The sequence below is a fragment of the Arenibacter flavimaris genome (genome assembly GCF_030291335.1).
In the GTDB taxonomy this organism is placed as follows: Bacteria; Bacteroidota; Bacteroidia; order Flavobacteriales; family Flavobacteriaceae; genus Arenibacter.
Genome location: NZ_JASWIM010000004.1, coordinates 244,166 through 261,240 on the forward strand (window position 1 = coordinate 244,166; position 17,075 = coordinate 261,240).

14 protein-coding genes and 1 tRNA gene are annotated in these 17,075 nt (G+C 39.3%); 8 read left to right on the plus strand and 7 right to left on the minus strand.

The features are described 5' to 3' along the window. Positions 1 to 186: 186 nt before the first annotated feature. Entirely contained in the window at positions 187 to 1,458 is a 1,272-nt protein-coding gene (gene serS / locus QSE00_RS05765; RefSeq protein ID WP_286105249.1) for a serine--tRNA ligase, read from the minus strand. 89 nt (positions 1,459 to 1,547) lie between these two features. Here serS and QSE00_RS05770 point away from each other — a divergent pair, with 89 nt between their 5' ends. After that, entirely contained in the window at positions 1,548 to 1,928 is a 381-nt protein-coding gene (locus QSE00_RS05770; RefSeq protein WP_110355103.1) for a VOC family protein, read from the plus strand. A gap of 25 nt (positions 1,929 to 1,953) precedes the next feature. On the opposite strand, the gene QSE00_RS05775 is transcribed toward QSE00_RS05770, so the two are convergent. Together QSE00_RS05775 and QSE00_RS05780 are read right to left on the minus strand one after the other, a co-directional pair. Next, positions 1,954 to 3,273, minus strand: coding sequence for an HTTM domain-containing protein (locus QSE00_RS05775; protein WP_286105250.1), 1,320 nt, complete (start codon positions 3,271 to 3,273; stop codon positions 1,954 to 1,956). Further along, positions 3,274 to 4,200 carry a bifunctional riboflavin kinase/FAD synthetase gene (locus QSE00_RS05780; RefSeq protein WP_286105251.1) on the minus strand — a complete coding sequence of 309 codons (927 nt, stop codon included), beginning with the start codon at positions 4,198 to 4,200 and terminating at the stop codon, positions 3,274 to 3,276. A gap of 53 nt (positions 4,201 to 4,253) precedes the next feature. Here QSE00_RS05780 and QSE00_RS05785 point away from each other — a divergent pair, with 53 nt between their 5' ends. Together QSE00_RS05785 and QSE00_RS05790 are read left to right on the plus strand one after the other, a co-directional pair. After that, positions 4,254 to 8,027, plus strand: a complete 3,774-nt coding sequence (locus tag QSE00_RS05785) for a reprolysin-like metallopeptidase (protein ID WP_286105252.1) — start codon at positions 4,254 to 4,256, stop codon at positions 8,025 to 8,027. A 4-nt stretch (positions 8,028 to 8,031) separates the two neighbouring features. Next, a complete protein-coding gene (locus QSE00_RS05790; protein WP_286105253.1) occupies positions 8,032 to 8,715 on the plus strand; it encodes a hypothetical protein in 684 nt (227 codons plus the stop codon). 14 nt (positions 8,716 to 8,729) lie between these two features. On the opposite strand, the gene pth is transcribed toward QSE00_RS05790, so the two are convergent. The 3 genes from pth to QSE00_RS05805 form a co-directional block, all read right to left on the minus strand. Next, positions 8,730 to 9,359: an aminoacyl-tRNA hydrolase gene (gene pth, locus QSE00_RS05795; protein WP_286105255.1), complete on the minus strand. Its 630-nt coding sequence runs from the start codon at positions 9,357 to 9,359 to the stop codon at positions 8,730 to 8,732. Between the two features lie 79 nt (positions 9,360 to 9,438). After that, entirely contained in the window at positions 9,439 to 10,080 is a 642-nt protein-coding gene (locus tag QSE00_RS05800; RefSeq protein ID WP_110355098.1) for a 50S ribosomal protein L25/general stress protein Ctc, read from the minus strand. Positions 10,081 to 10,126: 46 nt separating this feature from the next. After that, positions 10,127 to 11,068: a ribose-phosphate pyrophosphokinase gene (locus QSE00_RS05805; protein ID WP_110355154.1), complete on the minus strand. Its 942-nt coding sequence runs from the start codon at positions 11,066 to 11,068 to the stop codon at positions 10,127 to 10,129. A 200-nt stretch (positions 11,069 to 11,268) separates the two neighbouring features. Here QSE00_RS05805 and QSE00_RS05810 point away from each other — a divergent pair. The 3 genes from QSE00_RS05810 to QSE00_RS05820 all read left to right on the plus strand — a co-directional run bounded on the left by QSE00_RS05810 (position 11,269) and on the right by QSE00_RS05820 (position 14,263). Beyond that, a tRNA-Leu gene (locus tag QSE00_RS05810) sits at positions 11,269 to 11,348 on the plus strand. A gap of 237 nt (positions 11,349 to 11,585) precedes the next feature. Then, on the plus strand, positions 11,586 to 12,851 hold the full coding sequence (locus tag QSE00_RS05815) for a site-specific integrase (RefSeq protein WP_286105256.1): 1,266 nt from the start codon (positions 11,586 to 11,588) through the stop codon (positions 12,849 to 12,851). Positions 12,852 to 13,984: 1,133 nt separating this feature from the next. After that, positions 13,985 to 14,263 (plus strand): toprim domain-containing protein, encoded by a 279-nt coding sequence (locus tag QSE00_RS05820; protein ID WP_286105262.1) that lies wholly within the window; start codon positions 13,985 to 13,987, stop codon positions 14,261 to 14,263. 172 nt (positions 14,264 to 14,435) lie between these two features. Here the strand turns inward: QSE00_RS05820 and QSE00_RS05825 are convergent, their stop codons facing one another. Further along, the gene (locus QSE00_RS05825; protein ID WP_286105257.1) at positions 14,436 to 14,846 is read right to left on the minus strand and encodes a helix-turn-helix domain-containing protein; all 411 of its coding nucleotides are present in this window, start codon (positions 14,844 to 14,846) and stop codon (positions 14,436 to 14,438) included. A 159-nt stretch (positions 14,847 to 15,005) separates the two neighbouring features. Between QSE00_RS05825 and QSE00_RS05830 the strand changes: the two genes are divergently transcribed. Both QSE00_RS05830 and QSE00_RS05835 read left to right on the plus strand, forming a co-directional pair. Continuing rightward, positions 15,006 to 15,245: a hypothetical protein gene (locus QSE00_RS05830; protein ID WP_286105258.1), complete on the plus strand. Its 240-nt coding sequence runs from the start codon at positions 15,006 to 15,008 to the stop codon at positions 15,243 to 15,245. Between the two features lie 96 nt (positions 15,246 to 15,341). Further along, positions 15,342 to 16,550 carry a HEPN domain-containing protein gene (locus QSE00_RS05835; protein WP_286105259.1) on the plus strand — a complete coding sequence of 403 codons (1,209 nt, stop codon included), beginning with the start codon at positions 15,342 to 15,344 and terminating at the stop codon, positions 16,548 to 16,550. The last annotated feature ends 525 nt before the right edge of the window (positions 16,551 to 17,075 follow it).

Genomic DNA, 17,075 nt, shown 5'->3' on the forward strand with positions numbered 1-17,075 from the left:
TGGCTATCCAAAAATACAGGCCGATAAACACGATGGTTGGGATGTTTTGGCAGGCGCCATAATAGGTGTTGGCAGTTCGTACATTTTCACCACCCAATATCAAAAAGAACATTTGGAAATCACCTTTAACAGTAGTGATGACAACTATCTTCTAGGCTTTAAATACAAGTTTTAGTCTATCCAGTTTTAGCTAATTTTATCAAACCCGGTATAAGGGATAAGGACCTCGGGAATTTGGATTCCATCCTCGGTCTGATAATTTTCCAATATTCCGGCCAAAACCCTGGGCAAAGCCAACGAGCTGCCATTTAAGGTATGTGCCAATTGACTTTTACCATTTTCGTCCTTATAGCGCAATTTCAATCTATTTGCCTGAAAGGTTTCAAAATTGGAAATCGAACTAATTTCCAACCAACGGTCCTGGGCCGTTGAAAAGACCTCAAAATCATAGGTAAGGGCAGAGGTAAAGCCCAAATCCCCACCACAGAGGCGTAAGATCCTATAAGGCAATTTTAGTTCCCTAAGGATATTCTTCACATGCTCTACCATATCATCCAAGGCTTCGTATGATTTAGCGGGATGCTCCACCCGTACTATTTCAACCTTATCAAATTGATGCAAGCGGTTCAGTCCGCGCACATGGGCTCCGTAACTCCCTGCTTCCCTCCTGAAACATGGCGTATATGCCGTATGCGTAATAGGGAAATCGGCCTCATTGAGAATCACATCCCTAAAAATATTGGTTACCGGTACCTCGGCCGTAGGGATCAAGTAAAGATCATCCTCCCCTACGTGATACATTTGCCCTTCTTTATCGGGCAACTGTCCGGTACCATAACCTGAAGCTTCATTTACCAAATGTGGCACTTGAATTTCATTATATCCAGCGGCTGAATTTCTATCCAAAAAATAGGAAATCAAGGCCCTTTGCAATCGGGCTCCCTTACCCTTGTACACCGGAAATCCGGCACCAGCTATTTTTACCCCAAGTTCAAAATCTATAATATCAAATTTCTTTGCCAATTCCCAATGCGGAAGTGCACCCTCCGTTAGCGCAGGAATTTCCCCTTCCCGGAACACCTCTTCATTATCCTCCTCTGTGCTACCAGCAGGTACTGATTTATGTGGAACATTGGGAATTTGGTACAGTAAATTTTGAAGTTCGGTTGCCGTTGCCGCCAAAACCTCGCCCAATTCCTTGGACTCCTCCTTTAAACTACCTGTTCTTTCCTTTAAAGCGTTGGCTTCCGTTGCCTTACCGCTTTTATATAGAAGGCCGATTTCTTTTGAAATACTATTGGATTCTGCAAGTGTATTATCCAGGCGTGTCTGTAGGGACCGTCGCTTTTCATCCAATTGAAGTACGCTTTCAATAAGTGGACGGGCTTCGATATTACGTTTTTTTAAAGCCTCAACAATTTGTTCCTTGTCTTCACGAATAGCCTGTAACTGCAACATTTTTTTTAATTTTTATCGTGCAAATTTAACCTAATCTTCGGATTTTCGGCATAAATTTAGCCTAGATATAAAACGTAATTCTAAAAAATATGATTTTTGAACACCTCGCCCTGAACGTAAAAAACATTGAGGACATTAAGGATTGGTATGTTGCCAATTTGGGATTAAAAGTAGTTTTTGAACAAACCGAAGCTCCTTTCATGACCTTTTTTGAGGATTCATCCGGACGTGTAATTTTGGAACTTTACCATAGACCAGATGAAGAAATTACAGATTTTGGAACCAAGCACCCTCTTACCTTTCATTTGGCCTTTGTTTCCCCAAATGCTGAAAAAGATAAGATTAGGCTATTGGAGAAGGGCGCTAGTTTTATAGAGGAAATAAGAAAGGAAGACGGCAGCCATTTGGTAATGCTTCGGGACCCCTGGGGCATGCCATTGCAACTTTGCCACAGGGCCAAACCGTTTTAGGGAGCCTTACGGCATTCCTGTGCCCTTAATTTTTGGACGGGGAAGGCAAGATCCAATCATTATGTCCAAAGTAGTTCCAGGACACACTGCCAATGTCTATTTTGGGATCTATAAATTCTTGGTACGGTCTACCGTTTACACTGACCCTGGAATTCACAAAAACCGAGATATCCTCCCCTTTTTCCTTATATTCCCGTTTTAAGCGTTGGGCAAACTGCCACATAAAATCCGGATAGGATTTAATTTTACTTTTCTGTCCCCTTGTTAAATAATCGTCCAAATTTACCAGATACGAATTGCCATTGGTATGGTTTACTATTTTAAACGTTGTAATTCCGGTCCTACTCCGTAACATCATTCTCCAACTCAGCCTATGCCCCTCCTCTGTCCACAACACATCGTCCTTTATAAAATAATGTCGGACCGGCAAGGCCAATTGGATCAAAAAATACAGGGACAACAGACCCAAAACCCATTCTCTTCGGGGTGGTACAACAAGGGCATCCCCTTTATAGGGCTCCTTTTTCTTAAAAAACAATTTCCTAATGACTTCAGGCTCGAAAAAGAAGACTGTAAAAGCCAAGGCCAAATAGGGAAAAATGCCAATCTGAAAAACAATGGAATTAAACAAATGAAAGAACAGGGAAGCCACAAAAGCCAATTTTCTAGTAGGTTTCCACAAGAGGGCAGGTACAATCAACAAATCGAACAGGATACCCGAAATCCCAACCACTTTATGAACCAAAGGTTCCTGGAGAAGACCACCAATGATAGGGTAGGATTTTTTATTCTTGAAAAGAATCTCGATAATACTAAAATCCAACCAGTCCCCGTACAACTTGGCCAAGGAGGCATAGGAATAGACTATAAACAATTGCAAGATAATTGCCCATCTTAAATAGGAGGACATATGATTGGTCCTTATGGAAGGATTTCTCTTGGCATCCAGCGAATAATTCCTATTAGCAGGCATCAGAGCCATTATCATCGCAATCAAAATCAACAGGTAATAATGATTGTTATATGCGGTTTTTTGCATAAGGTAAACTGCCGTCCAAAGTATGGCAAAGGCAGCGGCGCTAAATCGGTACCTATATCCCAGGGCAATACAAATTCCCAAGGTGCCCATGGCAATGAAATACAAATACATTCCTATACCGGGCAAAGGCTGCAACCAGTCGAAACCAATAAAATTAAAAGTAAATTCCGGATCTATCAGGTTTTTTTTGACCCAACCCGTGGCAATGGCCCCATAACATTCAAGGCTTACCAAAATACCAAAAAATATCCTGAAAATTAGGAGCGGACTATTATCGATTTGCTTAAAAAGAAACCGATCCAACATCTACTTGGAGATTATGGAAAGGGAAGTTTCCCTATCTTTTTTTAATTGCGCCTGTAAGCCTTCTAGGGAATTGAACTTTTTTTCATCCCTTAAACGATCAATAATATCGATCTGAATTTTTTTCCCATAAAGATCCTGATCAAAATCGAAGAAATTAATTTCGATACTTTTTGTCTTGCCCTCCACGGTAGGATTAAAACCGATATTCATCATTCCAAATACAGTATTGCCATCCAATACACTGCTCACTACATAAACTCCATTCTTAGGGATAAGTTTGTATTCTTCAGGGATGGAAATATTGGCCGTAGGGAAGTTCAACGTACGTCCCAAACCCTTTCCTTTCACAACCTCCCCAGTAAGCATATATTTATACCCCAAATACAAATTGGCCGTTTTCATATCCCCCTCATCCAAGGCTTTCCTAATTTTGGTGGAACTAACGGAAACGTCATCCACTTCTTGTGCCGATATTTCTTCCACCTCAAAGTCCAACGCATTTCCAAAAGCCATCAAGTCATTTATATTGGCATTCCTATTTCTGCCAAACCTATGATCATAGCCAATAATGATTTTTTTCGTCTTTAAATCATTCACCAAAATGTCCCTCACGAACTGTGTTGCCGATAAGCGCGAAAATTCTTTGGTAAAGGGGTGTACAATTAAATAATCGATACCTATTTGCTCCAAAATTTTGATCTTTTCATCAATGGTATTCAAAAGCTTTATAGAGACATCTTTTTGAAGCACCATTCTGGGATGGGGAAAAAAAGTAAGTACCGTAGATTTCAATTCGAGCACTTTGGCATTATTTATGAGACGTTCCAATATTTTACGGTGACCAATATGTACCCCATCAAAAGTGCCAATAGTAATGGCAGTAGGGTACGCTTTATCGTAATTGGAGATGCTTTGAACTGTTATCACAAATTGGAATAATAAAAAAAACTTATCTTTGAGTTTGTACAAATACCCGCTTGATGGTTGTAAAATTACGTCTTGTTTTTTCAATATCCATATTTTTTCTTTGCTTTTGCGGATTCGGGCAAACCAAGTATTGGCAAAAAGCCGATTCTAGGAGCAGGAATTCCCAAAGACAAACGGCGGAGTTGAAGGTAAATAACGGCCTTACCTTTTCTTTGCAAAAGGAAGCTTTTTTCAATGAACTAAAGGCCACCCATATCCAAAAATCATCCAAAACTATAAGTTTTCCTAACGAAGATGGGGAATTGATACCTTTCGCTGTTCATGAAGCCTCCGTACTGTCTCCAGAACTTTCCAAGAAATATCCCCAGATAAAGTCATATGTGGGCAGAAGTTTAAATAACAAAAAGGACAGGGTAAGATTTAGTGTTTCCCAAAATGGCATACAAAGCATGATCGTATACGGTGAAAGCAAAAATGCCACCTTTATGCAAAAAGTATCGGATTCGGACAATGAATATGTAGTGTACAATAGGAAGGACGCCTATATGATGAACACCAACTTCATTTGCGAAACCACTTCCCTGATAGAAAAGGACAAAGGACCTTCCGCTTTAAAGTTGGTGGACGGCCAAGTATTAAGAAAATTCAGGGTGGCCATCTCGGCAACAGGGGAGTATACCGAGTTCCACGGTGGAACCGTACCTGATGCACTAGCCGCCATAAATGCTACCATTACCCGGGTAAATGAAGTTTTCGAAACCGATTTGGGAATCAGTTTGGAGATTGTGGCCAATACCGATCAGGTAATCTACACGGATAAGAATTCTGATCCCTATGGAACAAATCTTAATTCTGAAGTACAAAATACCTTGACTACGGTTATTGGTGCCGAAAACTACGATGTAGGCCATTTGTTCCAAAAGGATGAAAATGGAGGTAATGCCGGATTTATTGCTTCTGTATGTATAGATTCCCGAAAAGGAAGTGCCTATTCTTCGGCCTTAATTCCACAAGGGGACATTTTTGACCTGGATTTTGTGGCACATGAAATGGGACATCAGTTTGGTGCCAACCACACATGGTCCTTTGAATCTGAAGGCACTCTGGTACAGGCCGAACCAGGAAGCGGAACAACCATAATGGGATATGCCGGCATTTCCGGCAACAATAATGTGGCCCTGAACGGAGATGATTATTTTCACTATTACAGTATTTTTCAAATATTGGAATATATCAAAACAACGAGTTGTGCCCAGGAGATCTCCTTGCTGAACAATCCACCAGAAATAGTGCCCACTGGTAACTATACCATTCCAAAATCCACTGCCTTTAGGTTAAAAGGCAATGCAACGGATGTGGATGAAGATGATATACTTACATACAATTGGGAACAAATAAATGATGGTATCGTTACCCATAACACCTTTGGGCCAACAAATCTAAGTGGGGCCAATTTCAGATCCCTTAAACCTACGGTAGCACCTTCCAGATATTTCCCAAAACTAAGCAGTATTGTATCGGGCAATCTTACCCAAACCAATCCCAATGTCAACACTACATGGGAGACCGTTTCCGATGTAGAACGGGAACTTGAATTTGCACTTACTGTCAGGGACAACGCTCTAGGGGGGGGGCAGGTTACATCGGACTTGGTCAAGGTCATGGTCATAGACAATGCAGGGCCCTTTGTTATCACTTCCCAATCTACCAATGAGACTTATGCTGCCGGCACACGGCAACAGGTTGTCTGGGATGTGGCAAAAACCAATCAAGGCCCAGTAAACACTCAAAAAGTAGACATCTTTTTTTCCGCCAATGGCGGAGCTTCCTTTCCCATAAAATTAGCCGATAGCGTGCCCAATGATGGCCAACAGGATATATTGATCCCTGGATTTGCCACTCCTACGGGCCGAATAATGGTCAGCGCACACGACAATATCTTTTTAGCGGTAAACGCTTCCAATTTTACCATTACACCATCGGACATAGTGCTTAATTTTACCCAATTGCAGCACGAAGTTTGCCAAGGCAATGATTTAATTGTGCCCTTTACCTACCAAACTTATAATGGGTTTACGGAGGAAGCCACCTTTTCCGCAACCGGTATGCCCCCGGGATTGTCTATTGATTTTTCTCCCACCTCTACAGCGGTGAACGGCACTACGGTGAACGTTACTTTTTCCAATACAGATTTGGTAAATCCTGGCAATTACCCCATAAACATAGTGGCCACTACAGAAAATGTCACCAAGGAAGTTGTCATAGATGTAAAAATATTGGAAACTGCATTTACGGATGTGGTCCTGCAATTACCGACCAATGGCGCTACTTCTGCACGTATAGCATCGCAACTGGAATGGGAATCCAATACTTCCTATACCTCCTATGATGTTGAGATTGCCGATGATGCGGCCTTTACCAATATTATTGAGACTGCGAGCGTTATTTTCAACTCCTATATAACTACCGATCTGGTAGAGGAAACTACTTATTATTGGCGGGTTAAACCCAAGAATAGTTGTGGAGAGGGAACTTTTGGCCCTGCTTTTAGCTTTACCACCCTGGAATTGAACTGTGCCTTGGAAGCTGCCAAGGATCTACCCATAGACATATCAACTACCGGGGCACCCACAATTACTTCTAAAATCACCCTTTTGAACGATCTACCGGTGGCGGACATAAATGTTAATTTAGACCTTAGCCATAGCTTTCTTGCCGATTTGGAAGTAACCCTTATATCACCTGCTGGAACCAGGGTAATTCTCGTATCCAATTCCTGTGGAGGAAATCAGGATATACTGGCAACTTTTGATGATAGCGCAGAAGGATTTATATGCGGAACAACTCCAGCTATTATGGGCACGGTAAGACCACTAGGCTCCTTGGCGGCGTTTAACGGGGAATCTACTTATGGGGATTGGATATTGGAAGTCAAGGATATAGCAGCTTCGGACGGAGGAACATTAAATGCCTTTTCCATGGACATTTGTGTAGAAGGCACCTTTAGGGCGGATGAGGATAAAGATGGTGTTTTTGATGATGGGGATGACCTCTGCCTCAACACTCCCATGGGCGCCACGGTTGATTTAAACGGATGTGCCGTTTATATTTTTCCCATAGACAATTTTGAGGTAGAAATCAACAGTGAATCCTGTAGCAATCAAAATGACGGCTCCTTACGTATCGTAGCCAACGTTAATATGGACTACGAAATTACCCTTAGCGGTAACGGAATAAATGAGGACATTAACTTTACCAATTTCTTTTTTAGGGAAGGCCTTTCGGCTGGCACTTATGAAATATGTATTGTAGGCACCGAAGATGACAAGGTATACGAGCCCTATTGTTTTAAGGCCATCATTACACAACCTCCACCCTTATCGGTTACCTCAAAGCTATCGGCTTCGGGGAATCAGACCATATTGAACCTGGAAGGGGGCGACTTGTACAATGTTGAATTAAATGGTATTGTTACGCAAACAAAATCATCCAGTATTACATTGGAGCTTAAACAAGGAATCAACCAAATTAAGGTATCAACCAACCTACCATGTCAAGGTGTCTACGAGGATCAATTGTTACTCATGGACAAACCCGTGGTATTCCCCAACCCATTTGAGGAGGAAGTTACCATTTTAATCAACAACGGACCGGATATCGTAAACACCCAAATTTTTAATTATGCAGGCCAATTGGTGGGCAATAAGGACTACACCCTACATGGCAATGAAATTAAGGTTAATTTTACAGGCCTGTCCCAGGGTATGTATATCCTGAAGGTAAAAGGAGAGGGTGTGAATAGTAATTTTAAGGTCGTAAAAAAATAGAAGGATGAAACCAACAGCCATAATTTTATGCTTTTTGGCCCTAGTGGGATGTGGTGGTAAAGATTCTCCCAAGCCCCCCTTGTCTACCCAGCTGGTCTTTCCCTTAAAAAACTCGGAATGCACAACGGGCCAGAACGTAACAGGAACCAATAATTCCATCGTGGAATTTAGATGGCAAACTTCGGACCATACGGAATCCTATGAACTTAGGGCCACCAACTTAAACACCAACACCACCGAAACTATTGTGGTAAAAGGCACCTCGGCTAATTTAACTATTGAAAGAGGAGCCCCATTTTCTTGGTTGGTAGTTTCCAAAAACACCAAAGTTTCAGAAACGGCCCGCAGTGAAACTTGGCGGTTTTTCAATGCAGGTGCGGAAACCACCCACGCGCCTTTTCCTGCAGAAGTTATATCTCCCAAAACTGGAACCAATATCTCCAAAGACCTTAATAATGAAGTTCTTTTGGAATGGGAAGGTGCAGATGTGGATAATGATCTGGAAGGATACGAGGTATATTTTTCAACTGAAACCCCACCAACTACTTTGATAAGCACCTTAACATCGGGTAAATCCGATCTAAAGGTCAGTGTTGAAGCCAATACTGTTTATTACTGGAGAATAACTACTATGGACAGGGAAGGAAATACAGCCACCAATAGTATTTCAGAATTTAAAGTTCGCTAAAGCCAGCTTTATTATTAGGTGCCATTGTATTCGTTCATTGTTCTATTGACACCAGAAAGCACAAATGATCGAATTAGGGCATTGACTCTTTCATATCGTTCATTCAGGGCATCCTTTTCCTCTTGGCTCCATTCACCCAAGACATAATCAATTTGTTTACCTTTCCCAAAATCGGATCCAACACCAAACCTCAATCTATTGTAATTGGTAGTAAGAAGATAGTGCTGAACATCCTTCAACCCATTATGTCCTCCATCACTACCTTTGGTCTTTAAACGGATGGTTCCGAAAGAAAGATTGATATCATCTGTGATGATCAGAACATTTTCAAGAGGGATCTTCTCCTTGTCCATCCAATATTTTACGGCTTTTCCACTTCTGTTCATATAGGTAGATGGCTTAAGGCATAATATACTTCTACCCTTGACCTTAAAGGTACCCACATCCCCCAACTTAACCGTTTCAAAGGTAAAATCCTCTTCTACGGATAGGGAATCCAATATTTTAAACCCAATATTATGTCGGGTGTCGGCGTATTCCTCCCCAATATTGCCAAGCCCCACAACTAAAAATTTTTTCATGCCGTCTTTTTCGTCCAACCACGCCCCCTTCAATTTAAAAAACCAATTTAAAAACTGGAACATAGCCCTATTTTTGAAACTCATAAAAATACAAAAGCATCCCGCAGTTACGGGATGCTTTTACTTTTTTTTTGGATAAAATCTATTCGTTACCGCCTTCAGCTGATGCTTCTGCAGCAGCTTCTGCTCCTTCTGCTCCCTCTGCTCCTTCTTCATCCTCTTCATCGGTCAAGACAGCATTACGTGCAGCTTTAACCTGAACGACCACGGTATTTTCAGGGTGAAGGATGGTAAACTCATCTTTCAACAATGTGGATACGGAAATATTTCCACCGATTTTCAATTTAGAAATATCAACATCGAAGAAATCTGGTAAATTGTCCGGTAACGCCTTAATGGCAAGTTTTCTTTTTCTAAACAATAACCTACCACCATTTCTAACCCCTGGAGAGTTACCCAACAACCTTACAGGAATATCCATAGTAACTTCCTTATCCTTGAACAACTGATAAAAATCTACATGTAAAATGCTATCGGTAACGGGATGAAATTGGATATCCTGCATAACAGCATCAAACTTTTTACCATCTTCCAAATCAACCACAACAGTATGTGCGTTTGGAGTGTACACTAAATCTTTGAACGCTAGTTCGTCTGCTGCAAAGTGTAATGGTTTTTCCCCTCCGTAAATAACGCAAGGAACCTTTCCAGCATTACGTAAGGCTTTTGTTGCTTTTTTGCCTACGCTTTCTCTTTCTGATCCTTTAATTGTAATTGACTTCATTGTATGTATTAAATATTAATTAATTTACTCTTTTATTCGGTATTACTTACATAAGAAACTTAGAACTTATGGAAGTATTGTGGTGCACTCTGTGCATTACATCCGCAAACAACTCTGCGCAGCTTATAACCCTTATTTTTTTACTTTCCTTCTTAAGTGGGATGGAATCGGTAACAATAAGTTCCGACAAATTCGAATTTTCAATTTTCTCATATGCATCACCTGAAAGAAGTGCATGGGTAGTAATGGCCCTGACACTTAGAGCTCCCCGTTCCATCATTAAATCAGCTGCTTTTGTCAAGGTTCCCGCCGTATCTACCATATCATCTACCAAAACCACATTTTTCCCTTGCACATCACCAATAAGTTCCATGTGCGAAATAACGTTGGCCTGTGCCCTTTGTTTGTAACATATAACCACATCGCAATTAAGTGCCTTGGAATAGGCATAGGCTCTTTTGGAGCCGCCCATATCTGGCGAAGCAATAGTAAGATTACTCAAATTTAGACTATTCAAATAGGGCAAAAACAGCGTAGAGGCAAATAAATGATCCACCGGTTTTTCAAAAAAACCTTGTATTTGATCCGCATGAAGGTCCATGGTAATAATCCGTGTAGCACCTGCGGCCTCCAACATTTTAGCTACCAATTTGGCGGCTATAGGAACCCTGGGCTTGTCCTTCCTATCCTGTCTGGCCCACCCAAAATAAGGCATAACTGCGGTTATGTGCCTGGCAGATGCCCTTTTTGCCGCATCCAACATCAACAACATTTCCATCAAGTTTTCAGAACTAGGATTTGTAGAACCTATAATAAATACGCGCATTCCACGTATGGATTCCTCAAAGGATGGTTGAAACTCCCCATCGCTATATCTAGAAAAAATAACATTGCCTAAATTGGAACCAAAGTGTTCGGCTATCTTTTCAGATAGCTTTGTACTTTGGGTGCAGGTAAAAATTTTAGGCTCTGGCACTTGATATGGCATTGTTAACGTATTGTTTATTAGTTTATTGGCACTCCTTTTTATAAGGAGGTGCAAATTTAGAAATTAATTTGGGTTGCTAAAGTATAATTGTTGTTATTTTTTTGGTGTTATAAAGAAAATATTTTTTAGTTTTGCAGTCTCAAATGAATCAGGGGTTAAAAGAACAGCTGAGAAAATTGAAATTTAAAAAATAGTAATTTGCTCGAGTGGCGGAACTGGTAGACGCGCTGGATTCAAAATCCAGTTCTTCGGAGTGTGGGTTCGATTCCCACCTCGAGTACGATTTGAATATCAAATTCAATCAAAACCCTGTAAATATCAATATTTACAGGGTTTTTCATTTTATTAAACCCCATTTAATATCATTTAATACCATCCAAAAAGTGTCCCATTCGGTGGCACCAATAAATCATTATTTAGTGCCACCGAATTAACCACAAACACCTTATATACAACATGTTACATCGTATGCTTTTGTTATTAATTCACTATATTTAAGTGGTTAAAAATCAAAATTATGCAAGATCTATTGTCAATCCTGTTTTATATCCGGAAAAAGGGGGTGAGTGACCCCTCTCAGGCCATAATTTACCTACGAATAACGTACAACGGCAAAAGAGCTGAAGTTAGTACCATGAGAAAAGTTGCTATTTCCAAGTGGGATGCTAAGTCGAACAAGGTTATAGGCTACACCCCGGAAGCCAAACAAACCAACCGTCAACTGGATATCATTAAAAATCGCATATATGAGATCTATCAAAAGTTTTTGTACGATGATAATAATTATATATCGGCAAAAGGAATCAGGGATGAATTTATAGGGGCAAATACCAATAAAAAATTGATCTTGGAAATGTTTGACGAACATAACCAAAGAATGGAAAAATTGGTAGGAAGAGAATTTTCCTTTAGGACACTTCAACGTTATAAAACCACCAAGAAGCACCTCCAAAAATTTATTATATCGAACTATAACTCCGGGGACCAGCCTATACACCAGGTAGATGTTAAGTTCATCAACAGCTTTATTTACTACCTAAAGGCCGTTCAAGGTCTGTCACACAATTCTTCCTTAAAATATATAGCCTACTTCAAAAAGATAATTCGCCAGGCCTATGCCAATGGATGGATCGATAGGGACCCCTTTTACAATTTTAAGCTTCGCCCAAAATCAATTGATAAGGAATTTTTAAGCAAAGAAGAAATAAATGCCCTTATGGAAAGACAATTCTCGATTTCAAGATTGGAACAGGTAAGGGATGTTTTCATTTTTAGTTGTTATACTGGTTTGGCCTATATAGATGTTGCAAAACTGACTGCAAGTGATATTGTAATAGGAATAGATGGGAAACGATGGATTAAAGTAAAACGAACCAAGACCAAATCCTTAAGCAGTATTCCTCTATTACCGATTGCCGAAAGAATCATCGCTAAGTATTCCTCTATACCTTGTGACAAGGATCAATTATTACCAGTTTATAGCAATCAAAAAACAAATGGCTACCTTAAAGAAATAGCAGACCTATGTGGAATAACCAAAAACTTAACCTTTCATGTTGCAAGACACACCTTTGCCACTACTATAACTTTATCCAATGGCGTTCCCATTGAATCTGTGAGTAAAATGCTGGGGCACAAATCTTTAAAGACAACCCAGCATTACGCCAAAATACTGGATACCAAACTTGCGGAGGATATCAGTAATCTTCAATTGAGGTTTGAGAATAAAGACAATTCCACCATCCATATTGAAACAGGAAAAAATATCAAGGTACTTTGTTGATAGTCGGAAGTTCAAAAAGGATAACGCAATTGTCAAATTTCCAATTGGAAGCGAGAGTTTTTAAAAAGGCTGATCTGACCTTCATTGCCTTGACAGCAAGAGTACCTCAATATTTTATTGCCTTAGGATAGCTATTTTCAGGTTGTGGCTACATTAACTGCTCAGGTTATATAATAAGCTATATAGATTACAAATACCCAATTTAAAACTAATCTATATATGACGGCAGCAGAAGTTACAGAAGCATTTGAAATTAATATAACTGCTGCAATGGAAGCATATCTTGGGTCTGGGGCTGCGGTTTCTTACAATGGCTATTATACAAGGGCTTAACCTCAAGTTGAACGAGATAAATCTCGGTCTTGCCCTCTCCGGATTTAACGTCCAAAGAGTGAAACATCCCTAGCGGCAGGTATACGGGTATCTGGCGAAACCTGTGTTTACCAATAGCCCTTTGGAGATGGAAGTTTAGAAAAAGTGCAAAAGCACCTACCTAGTTACCTAATGGGCCATGACCGCCCCAACAGCGGGAGCTACCTTTAGGTAGGATACATTAACCACTAGTTACCTAGGTATTACCTAACCTACCTTTTAGGGTAGGATGGGTAACATCAAAAACAGTACTACCTAGGTTCCTAACCTATATAAACAGGGACTTAGGTAAGAAGGTAAGAGAAAACCCAAAAAAAGAACCGGCTGATGAAAAGAAAAAAACATTTAGGACACGGTGTGAAACAGCCCGGGATTTTCCCATCAAAAAAGCGCTGGCAAAACTCGGGCACTTTCCCACACGGACATCGGTCAAAGAAGCTTGGTTCCTGAGTCCTTTCAGGTCAGAAACCCAAGCCTCTTTCAAGGTCTCAAGGCCATTGAACAGATGGTACGACCATGGGGCAGGGAAAGGGGGCAATGGGATCGACCTGGTTTGTCTTCTTAACAGATCAACCGTAAGGGAAGCATTGGGCTGGTTGGATAATGGCCAGATCTCTTTTTCTTTTCACCAGTAACATATTAATGAGATCAGGCTAGATGATATCAAAAATAATAGTGAAAGCAACAGCGTCATAAATATTATAAAAATTCCAGCTCGCCAACGATATTAATGCTTTAAGAAAAACAACCAAAAACCAAACATTACCCAGGGCAAGTTAGACCTATTGAGCCCGTTGGACAAGAATAACAAACTACGGGGTGAAAATGATCTATTGACTTTGAACTCCCTGAACTTTTCGGAAAAAATACCTGGACTATTTGAAAAACATGTATCCATAGCACTCTACCTGGACAATGACAAAGCCGGTAAAAGAGCAGTTGAAATATTATTGGAACAGAGCCCAAAATGCAGTGACATGTCAAACTTATACAAGGATTATAAGGATGTGAACGCATGGTGGATGTCGGAAAAACTATGACCCATCGGGGAAGGAATTCAAGATGTGTTTTTGTTGCCACAAAAACGATCTTGCTTTGCGCCCGATGGTTGCAAAGTGCTTCATTATTGAATAAAAAATTAAACCATAAGCGACTCGTATATTCTGAAATCACTTATGGTTTATAACTTGGAAACCTCTGTAAAAAAGAGTATTATTTTTTATCCAACAACTTTTCCAAATAGCTTATTTTTTCTTTTTCAGCAGCTAACAATTTTTTATAAAGTTCTTCAATCTTTTCAGATTGCTCTATAATTTTGTCAATAGGATTAAATGTAGGTTGGTAAGCAAAAAGTGAAGAATTATCGTGATTGGTAACTGTATTACCAATAATGTTAAAAACAGCTTCATCAGAAAAATTCTTAATGGCCTCTGCGGTAACGCCCAAGGCTTTGGCAACTTGTTCCAACTTTTCCTCCTCAATGGCCTCACTTTGTTCTATTAAAGAAACGCTCTGTTGGCTAATGCCAAGCTCCAAAGCCAAGGCTTCCTGTTTCATACCGCGTAATTCCCTAATACGGCCAATCTTTCTACCGATATGGTTTGATTTTGTTGCTGTACTCATATCTCAAATATAATAACTTATCCTATATGTTGTGTAGGTAAAGATAGTGGAAAATCCTCAAACATTATTGGTAAGATACACCGTTTCCTTGGTAAAAAACCAAAAGTTTTGGTTCGGTACGCCTGAATAGCAATGTTACTTTATAAAGAGGAAAATCAAATGGATTCCAACCTTATACAGGAAATTATCAATAGCCAAGAACCCTCTGCCATCATTAAATATCACGAATGGCCAATATTTTCAAATAATTATGCCAATACGAGGTATATAATACTTAGGGTTAATAAGAAACATAATGATTTCGATGAAATTGACATTCCTTTTAATGAATTGCCTTTTGTAAACTCAAAAACAGGCCACCTTGAAGGGGAATTAAGGCTTAACGAAGGTATTGTTTGAGAACGTATGGGATTTAGGGATATAATAAAAAGCAGGGTATCCAAGGTCTAGATTCATCAAATAATAAATCAATGGTAACACTTAAAACTTATAATCATGAACCACTACATTAACGTGCCGGCGAATTTTGAAATGGCAGAAAGGCTATCGACTTTACTGGATAGCATGCTCAATATACTGACCCTCGATATTATTTTTCTATCAGAACTTCAAATCGAAGGAGAAAATCCGTATTATTTTATCACAGCATTGGTAGATGCCAATATTGACCCTATCCCCAATGAAGTCATTAATCTAATTGCCAAAATAGAAAAAGAATTCCCTGAATTTAAAATACGTATTTATACAGAGGCCACCTCAGAAAAGGCATTGGAGCGGGGCAGTCTCTATTTTCTTGAACATTGTTGTTTGGGGTTTACACTATTTGCCCATTCTGGAGGGGAGATCATTTTGGATTATAAAAACCTGGCATTGAACACTCTACTTAAAAGGGCTGTTAGATATTATAATACAGAAATGAAGAAAGTAAATGCTTTTGTTAAAGCTGCTGACGAACTTATTTCTGAAAAACAATTAGGGATTGCTGCCTTCAACCTGCATCAGGCCTTTGAACTTAGCTTTCGGTTTATTGAACAAATATGTCTGGGCAAAAGCAAAACTACCCATAGTATCATTAGCCATATCAAATATTGTGAACCGTTCTTTCCAATGCTCAAACCCTTTTTGAAAGTAACAAAAACCAACAATAATGAACTGCTTCTTTTATTGGAACATGCCTATAGTGTGGCGAGATACAGCGATGAATATGAAATAAATGAAGTCCAGGTCGGTAAAATACGTTCTGAATTCAATGACTTCATCAAAGAGATCGAAACCTTGTACAACAAGCACCTGAACCATTGCACACAAAGTATTGATGGAACGGACAACAAGGTCAATAATACCAAAAAAATAGAAACGAAAAATGATTCTCCTAAGAAAGATGATTTGATTATGGCAAAGATTAGTGACATGATCAATAAAAAGCAATACAAATTAAGACCTGGTGAAACTGAAAGTTTTTATAAAGCCGAATTTATGGTAACCGGACTTACTGATGTACTTTATGACATTGCCAGTATTATGAAAATCTGTATCATAACCTTAAGTTATACTGATAGTTATTTCAATAAGCTTATCCCTCAACCTAATATTAATGTTAAAACGGCATTGGAACATATTCTACAGTTGCTCCCATTTGAAGAAATGGAATGTTTGGAAGAAATTATAAAAGAAAACGGACTGCCGTTTGAAACAGACGGGTAAGCAACAAAGGGAATTAAAAAAGGGAGCTGTTTTCCTGTATCTTGAGAATAGCCATTATCCTCCGCAGAGCAGGATACTGGAATTGGCAATTCCATTGAAAAGAATATAGTTTCAAATGTTATTTGTATTGTTTCTATAAGTGGAAGCAAACAAAGACCCCTATAATTAAAGCTTAGGTTGCGATGTAGAAGATCAAGTTTCAAACTGGAAATACCCGGTCAAAAATTACTAAATTAGCGTATATAGGAATATTGTAACTTCGTACTACATGCGTACTTTGTATTTAATTAAATAACTAATTTTGAGTAAGACAAAAACTTTGACCGAAAACAAAATTTTAAGAATCTGTATTGACCAAAGCTGGACCTCACATGATTTTATTAATTTATTTAACAGTTTAAATCATTACTGTCCCATTAAAATCTAAAATAGTTCTTTGAAATATTTGAAATATAGTTAGTTACAGAGGTTTTTCGATTAAACGGATTTCAATTTTAACTTTTGCAATTCTTATACAGATTTGCA

Coding starts and splice junctions, on each gene's coding strand:
- serS (WP_286105249.1), bottom strand. CDS start 1,458: ATGTTGCAGTTACAGGCTATTCGTGAAGACAAGGAACAAATTGTTGAG.
- QSE00_RS05770 (WP_110355103.1), top strand. CDS start 1,548: ATGATTTTTGAACACCTCGCCCTGAACGTAAAAAACATTGAGGACATT.
- QSE00_RS05775 (WP_286105250.1), bottom strand. CDS start 3,273: ATGTTGGATCGGTTTCTTTTTAAGCAAATCGATAATAGTCCGCTCCTA.
- QSE00_RS05785 (WP_286105252.1), top strand. CDS start 4,254: ATGGTTGTAAAATTACGTCTTGTTTTTTCAATATCCATATTTTTTCTT.
- QSE00_RS05790 (WP_286105253.1), top strand. CDS start 8,032: ATGAAACCAACAGCCATAATTTTATGCTTTTTGGCCCTAGTGGGATGT.
- pth (WP_286105255.1), bottom strand. CDS start 9,359: ATGTTCCAGTTTTTAAATTGGTTTTTTAAATTGAAGGGGGCGTGGTTG.
- QSE00_RS05800 (WP_110355098.1), bottom strand. CDS start 10,080: ATGAAGTCAATTACAATTAAAGGATCAGAAAGAGAAAGCGTAGGCAAA.
- QSE00_RS05805 (WP_110355154.1), bottom strand. CDS start 11,068: ATGCCATATCAAGTGCCAGAGCCTAAAATTTTTACCTGCACCCAAAGT.
- QSE00_RS05815 (WP_286105256.1), top strand. CDS start 11,586: ATGCAAGATCTATTGTCAATCCTGTTTTATATCCGGAAAAAGGGGGTG.
- QSE00_RS05825 (WP_286105257.1), bottom strand. CDS start 14,846: ATGAGTACAGCAACAAAATCAAACCATATCGGTAGAAAGATTGGCCGT.
- QSE00_RS05830 (WP_286105258.1), top strand. CDS start 15,006: ATGGATTCCAACCTTATACAGGAAATTATCAATAGCCAAGAACCCTCT.
- QSE00_RS05835 (WP_286105259.1), top strand. CDS start 15,342: ATGAACCACTACATTAACGTGCCGGCGAATTTTGAAATGGCAGAAAGG.